The organism is Mucilaginibacter sp. PPCGB 2223, from assembly GCF_001705515.1.
In the GTDB taxonomy this organism is placed as follows: domain Bacteria; phylum Bacteroidota; class Bacteroidia; order Sphingobacteriales; family Sphingobacteriaceae; genus Mucilaginibacter.
Window position 1 is genome coordinate 442,420 of sequence record NZ_MDJS01000002.1, and the last position, 18,413, is coordinate 460,832.

The following is an 18,413-nucleotide window of genomic DNA, read 5'->3' on the forward strand; positions in this document are numbered from 1 at the left end:
ATCTCTGCTGCGCAACGCAGCGTCGTATCTTTTTACATAAAAAGATTTTTTAGAAACATGCAATCCAAAATAAATAAAGTGAGATTGAGGCTGATTCTTACACTTTGCTGTTTAGCCCTGATGCTTGGCGGCAACTTATACGGGCAGGATCTTATACCCTATGTTCAACCCTTATCCGGAACAGCGGGCGCTACAACCGCCGCGGCAACCAGGCACGGCAGCGGCACCGAGCTCAATGCCAATACCATCCCTGCCGTAACCCTGCCCTTCGCCATGACGCAGTGGACGGCCGAGACCCGCCGCGCGGAGACCAAGTGCCAACCGCCTTACGCTTATGCCGATGCGCAGATAACCGGCTTCAGGGCTACGCACTGGTTGAGCGGCTCGTGCACACAGGATTACGGAAGCCTCACTATTATGCCCGTAGGCGGGCATCTTAAAACATCGCCGGCTGATTACCGCACTGCTTTTTCGCACCGGGATGAGGTTACTGCCCCCAATTATTATAGCGTTAAGTTACCGGCCTACCACCTACGTACCGAAATAACAGCTACCCGGCGTTGCGGCATGCTGCAGTTTACAGCCGAAAAAACGGATAGCTTATACCTGCTCATTACACCCAACAGCGATCGCGGCGAAGGTTTTATCAAAGTTGATGCCAAACGGGGCCTGGTTTGGGGTTATAACCCAGCTCATCGTATTTACCAGGGCTGGGGTAAGCCTGCCGGGTTCAGCGGTTATTTTGTGATACAGTTTGAAAGGCCGGTCGGCACTTCGGGCGTCTATAGCGGCGCCCGGCTTATTAAAGCGGACAGCCTGCAGAATAGTAAAGATATTGGCGCTTATGTTGGCTTTAAAATGCAGCAGGGCGAAAAGCTTTGCATAAGGGTCGGCTCCTCTTTTACCAGTTTAAACGCCGCTTTCGACAATCTGAGAGCAGAGATAACCGACTGGGATTTCGGCCGCCTGGTTGCCAAAAACAAACAGGTATGGCAAAGAGCTCTGGGTAAGATAAAAGTGCAGACCGCCGATCTGCAAAATAAACGTATATTCTATACAGCGATGTACCATGCTATGCAGATGCCCAGGTTATTTAATGATGTAACCGGCGCTTATCCGCAATTTGCCGGTAATTATCAAATCAATAAGACGGCTAAGGGCGAATATTTTGACGATTTTTCGATGTGGGATATTTACCGTGCGCAGCTGCCTTTGTTCGGGGTATTGAATCCGGAGCTGATCAATAATTGCGCGCGGTCGATGATACTAAAGGGGCAACAAGGCGGGTGGTTGCCGATCTTTCCCTGCTGGAACAGTTATACCGGCGAAATGATCGGCGATCATGTTACGGCGTTCATCGCTTCGGCCTATCTGAAAGGTATCCGTGGTTACGATATCAATGAGGCTTACCGGTTGAGCCGGCAGAATGCTTTTGATACCCCCTCGGAAACGGATTATCAGGACGGTAAGGGCCGCAGGGCGTTGACTTCGTACCTTAAATATGGCTATATACCCGTTGAAGATTCGGTACAGGAAGCTTTTCACAAAAAGGAGCAGGTAAGCCGTACCATGGAGTATGCTTATGATGATTACGCCTTATCGCGGATAGCAAAAGCACTCCATAAAACCGCAGATGCCGCCCTGCTTACGGCGCGTAGCTTTAATTACCGCAATGTGTTCGATCCGTCGGTTGGCATGGTTAGGGCGCGACATGCCGATCAAAGCTGGTATCAGCCTTTCAGGCCGTCATCAAAAGAGTTTTACATTACCGAAGGCACACCCCAGCAGTATACTTTTTATGTGCCACAGGATGTAAAAGGCCTGGCCAGGCTGATGGGGGGCGCCGGTAAACTGGAAACCGCCTTGGATAAACTTTTTGATGCGGGCGAATACTGGCACGGCAACGAACCCGGTCACCAGATACCTTTTATGTATAACTATACCCCATCGCCGTGGAAAACGCAACTCAGGGTAAAGCAAATATTGGAAGAAGAGTACAGCGACGGCCCCGGCGGGTTAAGCGGTAACGACGATGCCGGGCAAATGTCGGCATGGTATGTTTTTGCATCCCTGGGTTTTTACCCCTTAGACCCCGTTTCGGGCCAGTACCTGTTAACAAGCCCTCTGTTTAGTCAATACAGTATAGCGTTGCCCAACGGCAAACATTTTAGCGTGCGTACCCATGCTACATCGGCTAAAGCCGCTTATATTACCGCGGTAAAGTTTAACGGTAAGTATTACAGTAAAAATTACATCACCCATAACATGATCATGACTGGCGGTCTGCTGGAGTTTTATTTAACCGATAGGCCCGATAAAAACTGGGCGGTAAACCCGGCAGATCAGCCGGCCTCATTAACACAATAGAATAAGCTATGATATTATCACATTTAAAACGATGCGGGGTTTTGCTGTTGCTTTTAACAGCAGGTATACCTGCATCTGCTCAAACCAATCCATATAACCGCTATGTCGACCCTTTTATCGGCTCCGAAGGCCAGGGTAATGTTTTTGTAGGTCCATCGCGACCTTATGGGATGATCAAACCCGGGCCCGACGTTAACAAAGCTTCCAACAGCGGTTACTCGCCCGACCTCGATATACCGCTTTATGGCTTTAGTCAGACGCATGTGAGTGGCACAGGCGGCGGCCCAAAATACGGCAACATCCTGGTCATGCCTTTCGCGGGAAATTTCGACCGGGTTAAGCAGGAGTCGCTGAGGGCGAACGAAAAGGCCGGTGTTGGTTATTATAGTGTGCAACTGAAACAATATGATATCAATGCTGAAATAACCAGTACGAACAAGGTGGCGTTCTATCGGTTTGGCTTTAAGCCGGGCACACGCAAAGCCATTAAGTTTGATGCGGGCGACTTTTTGGGCGAAAAACCTGTCCCGGATGCAAGGGAAGCCCAGCAATTTGTCGGGTCGGAAATTGAAGTGGTATCCGGCACCGAAATACGAGGGTACAGCCGCATTCGTGGCGGCTGGAACAACGGCAGCGCCTATACAGTTTATTTTTATGCCATTACCAGTAAACCCTTCGATAGTTTTAGCAGTTACAAAGCTGATAAACTATACCCCGGCGTAAAATTGCAGGCCGACGATGGTAATAAAACCGGGGTGCTTGCTTACTTTGATGATACCGCCTTGCAGCAGGTACAGGTAAAAATAGGCATATCGTTCATCAGCGAATTGAAAGCCAGGCAGAATATTGAAGAAGAAGCGCCTCACTGGAGTTTTGAAAAGGTACTGGCCGATAGCCGGGATAGTTGGGAAGACCTGTTAAAGCGTGTTGAACTCGATAATTCGGCCTCTGCCGAACAAAAAACAATGTTCTATACCGGCTTGTATCATACCATGCTCATGCCGGTCGACCGCTCGGGCGAAAACCCTCTATGGCAATCGGCAACGCCTTATTATGATGATTTTTATGCGATATGGGATACTTTCCGCTCGTCGAACCCGCTGATCACCCTTATCGATCCAGCGCGCGAAGCGGCCATCGTTAACTCTTTGCTCAACATCTACCAGCATGATGGTTATATGCCCGATGCCCGCAGCGGGAACTGTAACGGGCGAACGCAGGGCGGCTCGAACGCCGATGTGCTGATTGCCGACGCTTACGTTAAAAAACTAAAGGGCATTAATTACAGCCTTGGGCTGGAAGCGATGCTTAAAGATGCGACCATCCCGCCTGGCGGGAATGAGGAAAAGGAGGGGCGGGGCGGGTTGACCGATTATAACAGCCTGGGCTATGTATCAAACCGTTTTGTACGCGCCGGTAACCGCACTGTTGAATATGCCTATAACGATTACTGCCTGGCAGTTGTAGCCGACGGGCTTAACCGTAAAGGCGAAGCCCGGCGTTTTTTTAAACAAGCCGATAACTGGAAAAACCTTTGGCGGCCGGTAACCGATCATGGTGCGACTGGTTTTATTATGCCTAAAGATGCTGCCGGCCACTGGATAGACAGTATTATTTGCGGCGAAAGCAACGGGCGCATCACATCCATACCTTATACCCCTCTCGCGCAGGACTGGCCCAACTGCGTTTGCTGGTGGTGCGGTTTTTTTTACGAGGCCAGCTCGTGGGAATATTCGTTTTATGTACCGCACAACGTAGCCGCGTTAATTGATGCCTGCGGCGGGCCGGATGCATTTCGTCAAAGGCTCGATACCTTTTTTGCCAACGGTTACTACAATGTGGGCAACGAGCCGTCGTTTTTATCGCCCAACCTGTACCATTGGATAGGCCGGCCCGATTTGAGCAGCAGCCGGATAAAGCAGATCATCAGCGTAAACTATAACAGCACCCGCGCCGGCCTGCCCGGGAATGACGATTCGGGCGCGATGTCGTCATGGCTGGCATTTCACATGCTGGGCCTGTATCCTAATGCCGGGCAATCCTACTATCTGATCAATTCGCCAATGGTAAAACAGTCTGTTCTGCATCAAACCAATGGTAAAGATTTTAAGATAATCGCTAAAGACCTGTCGGACAATAACCAGTTTATACAGGCCGCATTTTTGAATGGCAAGCCATATAGCCGATCGTGGATAGAGCACCAGGATATTGCGGGCGGCGGCGAACTGGTACTGCAAATGGGGCCTAAACAAACAGGTTGGGGGGCGGCGGTAACCCCGCCTTCAATGGCAGGTGATCATTAAATGATGGTATCGTTAACCTGCCCTGTTGTTGAGTTGCGGATGATCAGCTTTGACGGGATGACCGTGCATTCGTCTTTCAATCTCAGTGTGTTGTTTTTCAATAATTTAAGCAGTGTTGTGGCGGCGACCTTTCCCATTTCAAAAGCCGGCTGCGTAATGGTGGTTAACGATGGGGTAAGTATTATAGCAGATGGCTGATTGGAGAAGCACACTACTTTTACCTGCCCGGGTATATTGATGTTAAGGTGCTGGCAAGCCAGGTATATCTCGGTGGTTAATTTTTCAACGGTAGCCAGTATGCCATCGGGCCGGTTATCACTCTGCATCATCTCTTTTATCAGTTCGTAGTTGTGCTGCGGGTCTTCGGTACAATTCACAATCCGGCAGTCGTCCTCATTCAAATTATATTCGGCAATTGCCTTTTTAAAGCCTTTGGTGCGCTCTGAGATAATGGAGAGGCTGTTCGATATCGACAGCAAAACAATCTTGTGGCATCCCGCCTCAATCAGGTGCTGGGTTGCCTTGTACCCACATTCAAAATCGTCGGTTGTAATTTTGGCCGTATCTATTTCGGGGCAAACCCTGTCGAAAAAAACTACCGGCAGGTGCCTGTTAAACTCGTGTATATGACCGAACGAATCGGTCTCCACCGTTACCGACATGATCACGCCATCAACGCGCCCGCCAACAAGTGCTTTTAAAATAGCTTCTTCGCGGCTTAGTTTTTCGTGGGTCAGGTAAATCAGCGTATGATATCCTTTTTCGAGCGCAACTTCTTCGATACCGTTGAGCGCCAGCGAAAAAAAACTATCGGTAACCTCGGGTACCAGCACCCCGATGGTTTTACTCTTGTTATGCCGCAGGCTGCCGGCATAGGCATTGGGTATATAGTTCAATTCCTTGGCGAGCGCCAGTACTCTTTTTTTCGTGCTTTCGCTTATTTCATAGCTATCGCCCAAGGCTTTTGAGATGGTTGCAGTGGACAGTTGTAGTTGCTCGGCAAGTTGCTTAATAGTGACGCTGCTCATGAAAAAATGTGTTAACTATCATATTTAAGGGTGCAAATTATCATTTTTTACTTAAACGGTTAAGTAAATATACTTGGTTCAAATAAAAAATGTAACAAGTAATTTACTCAATTTTATTCTCGATAACCCAATTATCAGGCAAACCAATTATTGCCACTAACTAATAAAATATAGATTTTATGAATTCGGATGGAAACAATTTATCGGGCGAAAGCTTAACGCCCTTATCTAATCTTGACGAGTGGGAGCACGATGTATTACGCCGCTACCCCGACCCTTCAAGCATCAACGAGGATAAAAAAGCAGAAGAGTTTAGGAACTATGGGGAAACTGAAAAAAGCGGGGTAAAAGAGTTTTACCGTCTTAATCATAAATTTCAAACCTATGAGTACGTAACACAGAAAAAGGCCGATTACCTAAGGTTCAACCGTAAGGAAATGCCTATATGGGATGCTTTCAGCTTTTTGAACCAACTGGTTGACGATTCGGACCCGGATACCGACCTCGACCAGATGCAGCATCTGTTGCAAACATCGGAAGCGATACGCAACGACAAGCACCCCGACTGGATGGTATTGGTGGGTTTGATACATGATATGGGCAAGGTGCTTTGCCTGTTCGACGAGCCGCAATGGGGCGTGGTGGGCGATACTTTCCCGGTAGGATGCGCTTTTTCGGATAAGATAGTTTACCCGGAGTTTTTTGCAGATAACCCCGATAAGTACAATAAACAGTACAACACGGAGCTTGGGGTGTATACCCGTAATTGCGGTTTGGATAATGTGCACATGTCGTGGGGGCACGATGAGTATGTGTACCACATGATGAAAGATTATATCCCCGAACCGGGCTTATACATGCTGCGCTACCACTCGTTTTATTCGCAGCACCGCGAAAACGCTTACGACCATTTGATGAACGGCCATGATCATGAAATGTTTAAATGGGTAGCGTTGTTTAACCCGTACGACCTGTATTCGAAAAACCCTAACCAGAAGAGCTGGCAGGAGTTGAAACCTTACTACGAGGATTTGGTAGCTAAGTATCTGCCTGCAACGCTTAAATTTTAAAAAGCCACACAATTAATAAACCGAAATATATGAACCTAATTTTACTGTAATCATGAGATTAAACCTAAAATTTAGCAGGAGCAAGTGGACGAGTTTGCTGCTCCTGGTGCTTCTCACCTTTAGCTTATCGCAAACCTTCGCGCAGGATGGTAAGATAACAGGTACTGTATCAGACAGCCAGGGCGTACCCATACCTGGCGCCACAATTGGCGTAAAAGGTACCGGCAAGGGTACCGCTACTACCCCTAACGGAGCCTTTAGTATCGTAGCTAAAGAGGGGGATGTGCTGGTAGTTTCCTCTGTATCATACGCAACTAAAGAAGTGACGGTTACGGCAGCAAAAAACTATAAGATCACTCTGGAAGAAGCTAACAAGGCCCTTAAAGAGGTGGTAGTAGTGGGTTACGGCACAAGCTCGCGTAAAACCTTGTCGAGCTCAATTTCTACCGTTAAACCCGAAGAACTGAACAAAGGCGCCATTGCCGATGTGGGCCAGTTGTTACAAGGTAAAGTTCCCGGTCTTAATATTACTTCGAGCGGCGATCCTAACAAACCGGCTGCCGTTGTTTTACGTGGCGCATCTACCATTAACGGCTCAAGCACCCCGTTTTATGTGATCGATGGAATTCCGGGAGCTGATATTACTTCGGTTGCACCTGCTGATATCGCGTCAATCGATGTATTGAAAGATGCCGCCGCGACAGCGATCTACGGTAACCGTGCCAGCAGCGGTGTTATTATGATAACTACCAAACGCGGCAAAAAAGGTCAATCGCAGGTGGCTTACAACGGCTATGTGGGTATGGAAAAAGTGAGCAGCAAGCTCGATTTAATGAATGCCAGCCAATTGCGCTCGTATGTAACTGCAAACAATACCGCTTTCTCGCCTAACGACGATATCAGCGCCGGTAATATCAATACCGATTGGATGGCCGCTATCGAGCGTTCAACAGGAATATCGCACAGCCACAACATTTCGCTCTCCGGCGGTGGCGAACATAGCACTTACAGCGCCAGCCTCAACTACTTCAACAAGCAGGGTATACTGGCTGCCAGCTCATTAGAGCGCGTGATCGGCCGCTTAAATGTCGATCAGTATGCTTTAAACGATAAGCTTAAATTCAGCTTAAGCTTATCCAACATGAGCAGCGCTGCCAATAACGAGCCTTTACAAAATATTGTGTTACTGCAGGCTGCTAAACACATGCCGATTTCACCGATATACAATACCGATGGCAGTTATTTTGAAAACCTGAATACCACCGGTTATTTTAACCCGCTGGCCATAGTTGGCAATGCGCAGGATCAAACCAAATATAACACAACCATGGCTGCGTTTAACACCCAGCTTAAACTGCCGTTCGATCTGACCTACAATGTAAACCTGTCGTACCAAAAAACATCGGCCTTACACGGCGAGTTTTACAGCAGCTATTTTAGTAAATACCCGACATCAAACTTTTATAACAACCCCGATCCGGGTATTGGGATATCACATACCCTGATAGGTTCGTTGTTTGGCTCGAACGGTTCGGCTTTGCGCAGCGAATACGAAAACACTGCCAAAACATTAGAAACCTTCTTAACCTGGGATAAATCTTTCGGCGATCATTCGATCACGGCAGTTTTGGGCTATTCGTACCAGGACAACATCAATGGTGATGGTTTAACCGCATCAAGCACCAATTTCCCTACGGATAACCTGGGTTTCCAAAACCTGTCGTTAGGCAACCCATACGCTATTTCGGGATACAGGATCAACCTTGGCAACGATCAAACCTACGGCGAATACCTGCTGATCTCGGATTTCTTCAGGTTAAACTACAGCTATAAAAATAAATACCTGTTGCAGGGGTCGATCAGGAGAGACGGCAGCTCGGTATTTGGCGCAAACAACAGCTGGGGTAATTTCCCTTCGGTAAGCGTTGCATGGAGGATAAGCGAAGAAGATTTTATGAAGAAACAATCGCTGATATCCGATCTGAAATTACGTGCAAGCTATGGCCAAACAGGTAACTCGTCGGGTATCGGCCCTTACACCGGGCAGTTACTTTACGGAACGAAAGGCACTTATTACAATAACGGTGTACAGGCCGGCGCTTATGGCCCTATCCAGGGTCAAAACCCCGACCTGAAGTGGGAGACTACCGCCAGCACCAATATTGGTCTTGATTTTGGCTTATTTGGCGGTAAAATTTCAGGCTCTGTCGATTGGTATAACAAAAATACCAGTGGCATGTTGTTTGGTATCGCGGCATCGTCTTCAATCGTTCCGGGCGGTTGGATCTATGCCAACGGCGGCAGTATCAATAACAAAGGTATCGAAGTAGTATTAAATGCTACACCTGTATCTAAAGGCGATATCAGCTGGTCGACCTCGCTTAACCTGGCGGCTAATCAAAACACCATAACAAGCTTGCAAAACGCCTATGGCAATAGCGATAATACCTTGTACTCAGACCCTGAAGGTGCGGGCCAAACCAATGCCACTTTACAAATATTAAAGGTTGGGCAGCCACTGGGCGAGTTTTACAGCCTGAGATATGCCGGTAAAGATGCAAGCGGTAACTCGCTTTTTTATAAAGGCGACGGCACAGGCACAACTACTGCACCTGCCATCCGTACCGATTATTTTTATTTAGGCAGCCCTCAACCAAAAGCGCTGGTGGGCTGGAGCAATACCATTAACTATAAGAAGTTTGATCTGGGCTTCTTTTTCAGGGGTTCGTTTGGCGGCAAGATCATGGATGCCACTCGTGCCGACCTGTCGAACGTATCAGCCGCTACCATCAATAACATTGTTAACAGCGCTTCGGGCGATAAGATCACCGACATCAAAAACTCCTACTACTCCGACAGGTACCTCGAAGACGGATCGTATGTACGCTTAGATAACGCGACGCTTGGTTATACTTTAAAGAAACCTTTCACTAACGTGAGCAGCATAAGGGTGTATTTTACTGCCAACAACGTGTTTACGCTTACAGGCTACAAAGGTATCGACCCTGAGATAAACCAGGGCGGTGTTTCGCCGGGTATCGATTACAACAACTTTTACCCTAAAACACGCACTTTATTACTTGGTTTAAACGTATCGTTTTAAAATAAACAGTTAAAAAGACATGAAAAAGATATTTTTAGGGATATTGAGCTTGGTTGCCCTTGCAGGCGTCATCTCATCCTGCCAAAAACTCAATGTGGCCGTTACCTCAGAGATAACGCCCGATTCGTATCCAAAAACCGATGCACAGTTTACTTCGGCAGAGGGCCCGGTATTTGTTGCTCTGCGTGCCGATTACGCTACGTCATACTGGTTCCTGCAAAGTTGCTCGAGCGATGAAGCCGTATTAGCCACCTTCGGACCCAACTGGATAGATGGTAATAAATATGTGGAGCTGCACCGCCACACCTGGACAAAAGATAATGCCTGGGTAAACTCGGCCTGGACATACCTGGCCAACATTATCGGCACAGCAAACCAAACTATTTCGGTTATCAGGGCGTCTGCCCCTGCAGGTCCGGCCAAAAGCACCAGCTTAGCCGAATTAAAAACAGTACGCGCGCTGGCTTATTACTATATGCTGGATTCGTACGGCAACGTACCTCTGGATACGTTGTATGGTGTTACTACCCCTAATCCTACATCATCAAGGTCGCAGGTGTTTAATTTTGTAGAAAGCGAACTAAAATTAGCTATCCCCTACTTAAAAAACCCAAGCACTGCTACCTACGGCCTGCCAACCAAATACCTGGCTTACGCTATATTAGCCAAAATGTACCTCAATGCACAGGTATACACAGGCACATCACGTAATGACGATTGCATAGCAGCCTGCGATCAGATCATCAGTTCGGGTAATTACTCGCTCGAGCCAATGTCGACCTATCTGCAACAATTTTATCCGACAAATGGCCCATCGCAAAAAGAGTTCATTTTTGCCATACCTTACGATGCGTCGACAACCAGCGGCAATATGTTTTTTGCGCGTTATGATTTGAACCGTAACCTGGGTATCCGCTATTCATACTCCGGCTCAACAGCCGGCGCCTATACCGACCCGGTAATGAACAAGGACAAAGGCAACGGCTTGGCCAATAACCAGCCAAGCGGCCCGCGTATGACCACCGCCGAGTACTATGCTAATTTTGACGATCCGAACGATATCCGTAACAAACAATGGTTAAGCGGCCAGCAATACTGGCAGGATGGAACCCCGATTATGGTGAGCACTACCAACATAGGTTATAACCAATTCTATAGCGGCGGCAGCCCCTCGGCAGCTTATGTTTATTCTTTGGTGATCACGCCGCTTTCGTCAACTTCGGTTCGGCCTGGAACCGGCGGCTCGTTTGACCTGGGTAACGACGAGATTGCCTGGAATACCGGCATCCGTAACATCAAGTTCCTGGCCGATTATACCAATACCATCAGCCGTAACCAGAATAACGATGTACCCTTGTTCCGCTACTCTGATATTATCCTGATGAAAGCAGAGGCTATTTTACGTGGCGGTACCGCTACTTTGGGTGCTACAGCATTATCGTTAGTTAACCAGATCAAAGCCGTACGCACTACTACTGCCGCTTTAACCAGTGTTACACTGACTGATATTTACAAAGAGCGTTGCAAAGAGCTTGCATGGGAAAACTGGCACCGTAACGATATGATCAGGTTCGGCCAGTTTGAAAACAGCTATGGCATAGGCAAAACCGATGCTGATGTTAACCACCGTTTGTTCCCTATCCCAACTACGGCTTTGGCTACCAATTCGAGACTGACTCAAAACCCGGGATATTAATAAAAGCAACTTAACTGTGATAAAACCTCCGGCGGCACACACCACGCCGGGGGTTTTTATTAAGCGCCAATTTGATATACCGTTTTATTACTCCCAGCTTAACCGTATATTGTTAAATGTATTTTGCTGATCGTAAAAACTGAGATATGCCGGTAACCGATACTCCACCACCTAAAAAAGCCAGGCTTTTATCGCTCGACGCCCTGCGTGGTTTCGATATGTTCTGGATCATCAGCGGCGAGGAGATATTTCATGGTTTTGCCGGCGTAGTTAAGGATAAATACCATCTGACCCAAAACCATATTGACTGGCAGATCAGCACCAATGCCAACCTTTCGGTTATAGAACGTATCGCCGTAGGCATCAGTAACCAACTGCACCACTCACCCTGGAACGGTTTTACCTTTTATGATCTGATTTTCCCCTTATTTATATTTATTGCAGGCGTTTCGATGCCGTTTTCGTACAACAGGCAGGGGGCACAGGGTCAACATACCAATATCCCCGCCAGGCAACATTATCTCAGGCTCATTAAACGCACCGTGCTGCTGATATTATTGGGAATGGTAGTAAACAAAGCTTTACAATTTAACGGATATGAGCAAACCAGGGTTGCAAGTGTACTGGGCCGCATTGCACTTGCCTGTTTTTTTGCCGCGGTTATTTATTTAAACAGCTCGTTAAAATGGCAGATTACCTGGTTCGTTGCTATTTTGATGGGATATTGGCTGTTATTGACTTGCGTTCCTGTTCCGGGTCATGGCGCCGGGATGTTAACACCGGGCGAGAATCTATCTGCATGGGTAGATCAGCACTTTTTACCCGGAAAGCTGCACCGCAAGGTGTACGACCCCGAAGGTTTACTTTCAACCATACCTGCAATAGCGACGGCTATGATGGGCATATTTGCCGGCCGGTTTTTGCAATGGGATGCAAGTAAACTATCTCCGTTAAAAAAAATGTGGATCATGCTTTTCATGGCCATTGCTTTAATAGCGCTTGGCCTCGTTTGGAATATGAGCTTCCCTATTAACAAGAATATGTGGACAAGCTCGTTCACTATTTACGCCGGCGGCTGGAGCTTGCTTTTATTCGCAGCGTTTTACGGCCTTATTGATGTTGCAGGATTTAAGAACTGGTGCCAGCCGTTCATCTGGATAGGTACCAATTCTATCCTGATCTATATTGCCGCGCACGGCTTGGTCAATTTCGAATCGACGGCGCAGTTTGTTTTTGGCGGGATGATCAATAAAGTACCTGCACCCTGGCAGCACGCTTTGGTATGGATAGGGGTATTGATTATCCAGCTTTTGTTGCTGCGGTTTCTTTACCGCAAAAAGATTTTCCTTAAATTATGAGCATAATACAGTCGGGCATGTTTGTCTGACGATACGTACTAACCATTATAAACCAATTAATGAATAAATTACATACCCTCGATTACGTGGTGTTTTTTATCTATTTTATTATGGTATCCGTTTACGGCTATTATATCTATTATAAAAAACGCACAAAAAGCCTTAACGCCAAAGAGTATTTCCTTGCCGAAGGGTCGTTAACCTGGTGGGCCATCGGGGCCTCGCTTATCGCGTCCAACATATCGGCCGAGCACTTTATCGGCATGTCTGGCTCGGGTTTTGCCCTTGGCCTTGCTATTTCATCGTACGAGTGGATGGCCGCTGCTACCCTTATCCTGGTAGCAATTTTCATTATCCCGGTGTATCTTAAAAATAAGATCTTCACCATGCCGCAGTTCCTTTCGGTGAGGTATAACGATCATGTGAGTACCATTATGGCCGTATTCTGGCTGCTGGTTTATGTTTTTGTAAACCTTACCTCCATCATCTACCTGGGCGCGCTGGCGATCTCGTCCATCTCGACCATCAGTTTTGGTTGGAGTATTTTCGGGCTTTGCTTTTTTTCGATGATCGTTACCCTTGGCGGGATGAAAGTGATCGGTTATACCGATGTGATACAGGTATTGGTTTTAATTATCGGCGGCTTAATCACCACTTACCTGGCTTTAGAGCTGCTGGCCCAGCACTACGGCTTCGGTGACAATATATTTAAGGCCCTAACGGTTTTGCGCCGCGATGCACCGGAGCATTTCCACATGATCTTCGATTCGTCCAACAAAAACTACAAAGAGTTACCCGGCATTTCGGTATTGATAGGCGGTATGCTCATCAACAACCTGGCCTACTGGGGCTGCAACCAATATATTGTACAGCGTGCCCTCGGTGCCGACCTGCCTACCGCACGCAAGGGTATATTGTTTGCAGCTTTTTTAAAACTGCTGGTACCGGTAATTGCCGTGCTGCCCGGTATTATTATGTACCTGCTGCACAGCAAAGGCATGTTCACAGCCGAGATGAGCGATGGCGGCGTTGTTAAACCCGATCATGCTTATCCCACACTCATCAATTTGCTGCCCCCCGGTTTAAAGGGTGTTGCTTTTGCCGCGCTTACCGCGGCGATAGTAGCCTCGCTGGCGGGCAAGGCCAACAGCATCTGTACTATTTTTTCGCTGGATATCTATAAAAAGTATATCAATAAAGAGGCCGGCGAAAAGAGGATGGTGTTTGTAGGCCGTACGGCTGTGGTTATCGCTATGGTGATAGCCGCTATCGTTACGCCGGCGCTCCGTTCTTTGGATCAGGCTTACCAGTTTATCCAGGAGTATGTGGGCTTTATTTCGCCCGGTGTACTGGCTATCTTCCTGCTGGGTTTCTTTTGGAAACGTACGACCGCTGCTGCCGCTTTAACAGGTGCCATACTCACCATACCACTGTCGACAGTACTGAAGTTTTTGCCGGTGTGGACACGTGGCTCTTTTCCCGACTATCCGTTTCTGGACAGGATGACGATCGACTTTGTAGTGATAACAATCGTAATGGTAGCAATTAGCCTGAACACTAAAAAACCTTCCGGAGAGCACGTGCTGGCAGTCGATACTTCGATGTTCCGTACCAGCAGAAGTTTTGTCGTTGGGTCTGTTATTATTTGCGGCGTGCTTACCGCTTTATATACTATCTTTTGGTAATACAATTATGAAAACTACAGCTAATAATTTCGCTGCATTGCGCAGAAAATATCTACCGGTATTAGTACTGCCTTTTGTACTCGCAACCACCAGTTTTGCGCAAACCACTACCTACCCGATAACCCGCTACGGCGCAGTTGGCGATGGAAAAACCGATAATACCAAAGCCATACAAAAGGCAGTCAACACGGCATCCGAAAGCGGCGGCGGTACCGTGCTGGTACCCCTGGGTAAATTTGTGACGGGCGTTATCGAGCTTAAATCGAACATCGAACTGCATTTCGAAAAAGGCGCAGCCCTGCTGGCCACGGTTAACCGCAGCGACTACGGCCCGCAAAAGGCATCGGCACTGATCGTGGCTAACAAGGCGCAGCACGTCTCTATCACCGGCGCCGGAACCATCGACGGCCGCGGCGATGCGCTGTTGAAAGACATATACCGCATGCTCAGGGCCGGTACTTTGAAAGATGACGAATGGCAAACTTATAACCCCTGGCACCAGATGCGCCCTGAAGAAAATAACCGTCCGCACCTCATCGATTTTACCGGTTGTAAAGATGTCGCCGTTAAAAATATCACCATCAGGGATGGTTTATGCTGGATACAGGATTACCGCGATTGCCTGGATATGGTGTTCGACAACATTACCGTGATCAGCAATACCTTTTGGAATAATGACGGTATCGACCTGGTGGATTGTAAGAATGTTAAAGTCACCAATAGTTTTTTTAACGTTGCTGATGATGGAGTATGTTTAAAATCATCTGATCCGAACAGCGCCTGTGAAAATATCGAGATATCCCATTGCCGCATCCGCTCAAGCGCCAGTGCATTTAAAATGGGTACGGCTTCTTTTGGTGGCTTTAAAAAGATCAAAGTGCACGATATCGAAGTTTACGATACCTATCGCTCTGCTGTCGCCATCGAAACTGTCGACGGTGGCGCTATAGAGGATATCGATATCAGGAACGTAAACGCCAAAAACACAGGCAACGCCATATTTATCCGCTTGGGGCAGCGCAACAAAAATGCCGCTCCGGGCACATTGCGCCGGGTTTACATCGGCAATGTAAGAGCGCAGGTGCCTGCCGGTAAGCCCGACGCGGGTTACCATATGGAAGGGCCGCCGGTGAACTTTAAGCACCATGTGTTTCCATCGGGTATAGACGGCATCCCGGGATACATTGTACAGGACGTAACACTGGAAAATATCGACATCGCCTACGAAGGCACTACCGCAAAAACCGATTACGTAAAATTTAACATCGATAACCTCCCGGCAATCCCCGAGGTTATCAGCAATTACCCCGAGTTTTCGATGTTTGGCGAACTACCGGCCTGGGGCTTTTTTGTGCGCCATGCCGAAGGCATCAACTTTAAAAATGTTAAACTGAGCTGTCAGAAAAACGATCTGCGCACGGCTTGTATCTTTGATGATGTGAAGAATTTGAACCTTGATGGTTTGCACATCAATAAAAAACAGAGCAGCCCGGTGGTGGTGATCAAAAGCTCAACAACAGCTGCTGTAAACGTTAACGTAGCAGGTAAGCAAACAAAGGATATCCTGATCAAGTAAAGCCGCGCCAACGATGAGAATACCGAAATTTTTATTTCTTACATGGTGTTTGTTGCCATTTTTGGCATCGGCTCAGAACGACTCGTACGCACTGATCAGACGGCTAATCCCGCAAAGGGCAAACTCTTTTGTAGTGCAGCAGGCCGATATGCATTCAACCCACGATTGCTTTGAACTCGGGAGTAAAAACGGCAGGATTATTCTGCGGGGCAATAACGGTGTTGCCATTGCGTCAGCGCTGTACTACTATCTCACCGAATATTGCCATTGCCAGGTTACCTGGAACGGCACTAACCTCAAACTACCGGCTAAATTACCCCTGATTACCAAAAAGATCAGGAAAGAAACACCTTACCAATACCGCTATTATCTTAACTACTGCACCTTTAATTACAGCATGAGCTGGTGGGACTGGCCGCGCTGGGAAAAAGAGATCGACTGGATGGCTTTGCACGGCATCAACATGCCGCTGGCCATTACCGGCGAAGAGTATACCTGGTACAAGGTTTATAAAGAGCTTGGCTTTACCGATGATGAGCTGAAAGGCTTTTTCACCGGGCCATCGTACTTTTCGTGGTTTTGGATGGGTAACATGGATAGCTGGGGCGGCCCTTTACCAGTGCAGTGGATGCAGGATCATTTCGATCTGCAAAAAAAGATCGTCGCCCGCGAACGCGCTTTGGGTATGAAACCCGTGTTGCCTGCCTTTACCGGGCATGTACCCGCCGCTTTCAGAAATAAGTTCCCCGATGCCAGGTTGAAAGCTACCAACTGGAAGAACGGCTTTGCAGATACCTATATCCTCGACTCGGCCGACCCGATGTTTGCCCGCATAGGCAAGCTGTTCCTGCAAAAGCAAACCGCTTTGCTGGGTACCGACCACTTGTACTCGGCCGATACCTTTAACGAGAACGAGCCGCCGTCAGACGAACCGGAGTATCTCAGTAAGTTGAGCGCAAGGGTATACGAGGGGATGCACCAGGCCGATACTGCCGCCGTTTGGGTGATGCAGGGCTGGTTGTTTTACAGCGACCGTAAATTTTGGAAAGAACCGCAAACCCAGGCTTTGTTAAAAGCTGTGCCTGATGATAAAATGATCATCCTCGACCTCGCCACCGAGATCGAACCGGTGTGGAAACGTACCAATGCCTTTTACGGCAAGCCCTGGATATGGAACATGCTGAACAATTTTGGTGCGAATACCAATCTTTTCGGCAGGATGGATGTAGCCGCACAAGCACCGTCCGAAGCTTATCACGACCCTAAAAGCGGCCGGATGAAAGGCATCGGCCTCACGATGGAAGGCATCGAACAAAACCCGGTGCTGTATGAGCTTTTAACCGCTAATACCTGGCGAGATCAACCCATCAACGTAAATGAATGGCTGCCGGAATATGTACTTAACCGCTACGGTAAACAGAACGCGGACGCTTTTAAAGCGTGGGATATTTTACGCAAGACCGTTTACAGCGTACCGGCCGATATGTACGTACGCGATGGCGCCGAATCCATCATCCAGGCCAGGCCGACTACCGATAGCACAGCGCACTGGGCACGAACGTCGTTAAACTATCATGCCAAAGGCCTGCTGCCCGCATGGCAGGCGATGATCAAAGCCTCCGGCGATCTGTCGGCAAGCGACGGCTTCCGGTTCGACCTGGTTGACTTGACCCGGCAGGTACTGGCCAATTATGCCCTCCCACTACAGCGCAAGTTTGTTTTGGCTTATCAGCAAAAAGATCTGGCCGGGTTCAAAAAATACAGCACGGAGTTTATTGATCTGATAACTGACATGGACAAACTGCTGGCCACCCGGAACGATTTTTTACTGGGCCGCTGGGTTGCCGATGCCCGCCGCTGTGGTAAAACCGGTGCCGAAAAGAACCTCTATGAAATGAACGCCAAAGATCTGATAACTCTTTGGGGCGATAAAGACTGCCCGCTTAACGAATATGCCTGCCGGCAGTGGAGCGGCTTGTTTAACGATTTTTATAAATCCCGCTGGGAGCAGTTTTTTGGGCTGCTTACTTTGGACATAACCGGCAAAAAGCCGTTTGACAAAGATGCCTTTGCCGGTCAGATCAGAAACTGGGAGTGGCAATGGGCAAACACCAGGAAAGATTACCCGGTAAAACCACAGGGCGATGCCATACAGGAGGCCCGGAGGCTTTATCGTAAATACGGGGATAAAGTAAATACCACACCCTAACCACAATGTGGTTTCAAA

The 18,413-nt window shown here is 48.0% G+C and carries 10 protein-coding genes; 9 read left to right on the forward strand and 1 reads right to left on the reverse strand.

The annotated features are described in order from the left end of the window. Positions 1-57 precede the first annotated feature (57 nt). Positions 58-2,367 carry a GH92 family glycosyl hydrolase gene (locus BEL04_RS12430; protein ID WP_066005251.1) on the forward strand — a complete coding sequence of 770 codons (2,310 nt, stop codon included), beginning with the start codon at positions 58-60 and terminating at the stop codon, positions 2,365-2,367. 8 nt (positions 2,368-2,375) lie between these two features. Continuing rightward, positions 2,376-4,670 (forward strand): GH92 family glycosyl hydrolase, encoded by a 2,295-nt coding sequence (locus BEL04_RS12435; RefSeq protein WP_066004263.1) that lies wholly within the window; start codon positions 2,376-2,378, stop codon positions 4,668-4,670. Here BEL04_RS12435 and BEL04_RS12440 read toward each other — a convergent pair. Beyond that, a complete protein-coding gene (locus BEL04_RS12440; RefSeq protein WP_066004265.1) occupies positions 4,667-5,698 on the reverse strand; it encodes a LacI family DNA-binding transcriptional regulator in 1,032 nt (343 codons plus the stop codon). The two genes, BEL04_RS12435 and BEL04_RS12440, sit on opposite strands and share 4 nt — an antisense overlap. Positions 5,699-5,877: 179 nt before the next feature. Here BEL04_RS12440 and BEL04_RS12445 point away from each other — a divergent pair, with 179 nt between their 5' ends. The 7 genes from BEL04_RS12445 (at position 5,878) to BEL04_RS12475 (ending at position 18,395) form a co-directional block, all read left to right on the forward strand. After that, positions 5,878-6,768 carry an inositol oxygenase family protein gene (locus tag BEL04_RS12445; RefSeq protein ID WP_066004266.1) on the forward strand — a complete coding sequence of 297 codons (891 nt, stop codon included), beginning with the start codon at positions 5,878-5,880 and terminating at the stop codon, positions 6,766-6,768. Positions 6,769-6,820: 52 nt separating this feature from the next. Further along, a complete protein-coding gene (locus BEL04_RS12450) occupies positions 6,821-9,871 on the forward strand; it encodes a TonB-dependent receptor (protein WP_066004268.1) in 3,051 nt (1,016 codons plus the stop codon). 19 nt (positions 9,872-9,890) lie between these two features. Continuing rightward, complete coding sequence (locus tag BEL04_RS12455) at positions 9,891-11,567, forward strand: RagB/SusD family nutrient uptake outer membrane protein (RefSeq protein ID WP_066004269.1); 1,677 nt, start codon at positions 9,891-9,893, stop codon at positions 11,565-11,567. A 146-nt stretch (positions 11,568-11,713) separates the two neighbouring features. Beyond that, positions 11,714-12,925, forward strand: a complete 1,212-nt coding sequence (locus tag BEL04_RS12460) for an acyltransferase family protein (RefSeq protein ID WP_066004270.1) — start codon at positions 11,714-11,716, stop codon at positions 12,923-12,925. A gap of 59 nt (positions 12,926-12,984) precedes the next feature. After that, entirely contained in the window at positions 12,985-14,610 is a 1,626-nt protein-coding gene (locus tag BEL04_RS12465; RefSeq protein ID WP_066004272.1) for a sodium/sugar symporter, read from the forward strand. 7 nt (positions 14,611-14,617) lie between these two features. After that, positions 14,618-16,186 carry a glycoside hydrolase family 28 protein gene (locus BEL04_RS12470; protein ID WP_066004276.1) on the forward strand — a complete coding sequence of 523 codons (1,569 nt, stop codon included), beginning with the start codon at positions 14,618-14,620 and terminating at the stop codon, positions 16,184-16,186. Between the two features lie 13 nt (positions 16,187-16,199). Next, entirely contained in the window at positions 16,200-18,395 is a 2,196-nt protein-coding gene (locus BEL04_RS12475; RefSeq protein WP_066004279.1) for an alpha-N-acetylglucosaminidase, read from the forward strand. Positions 18,396-18,413: the final 18 nt, after the last annotated feature.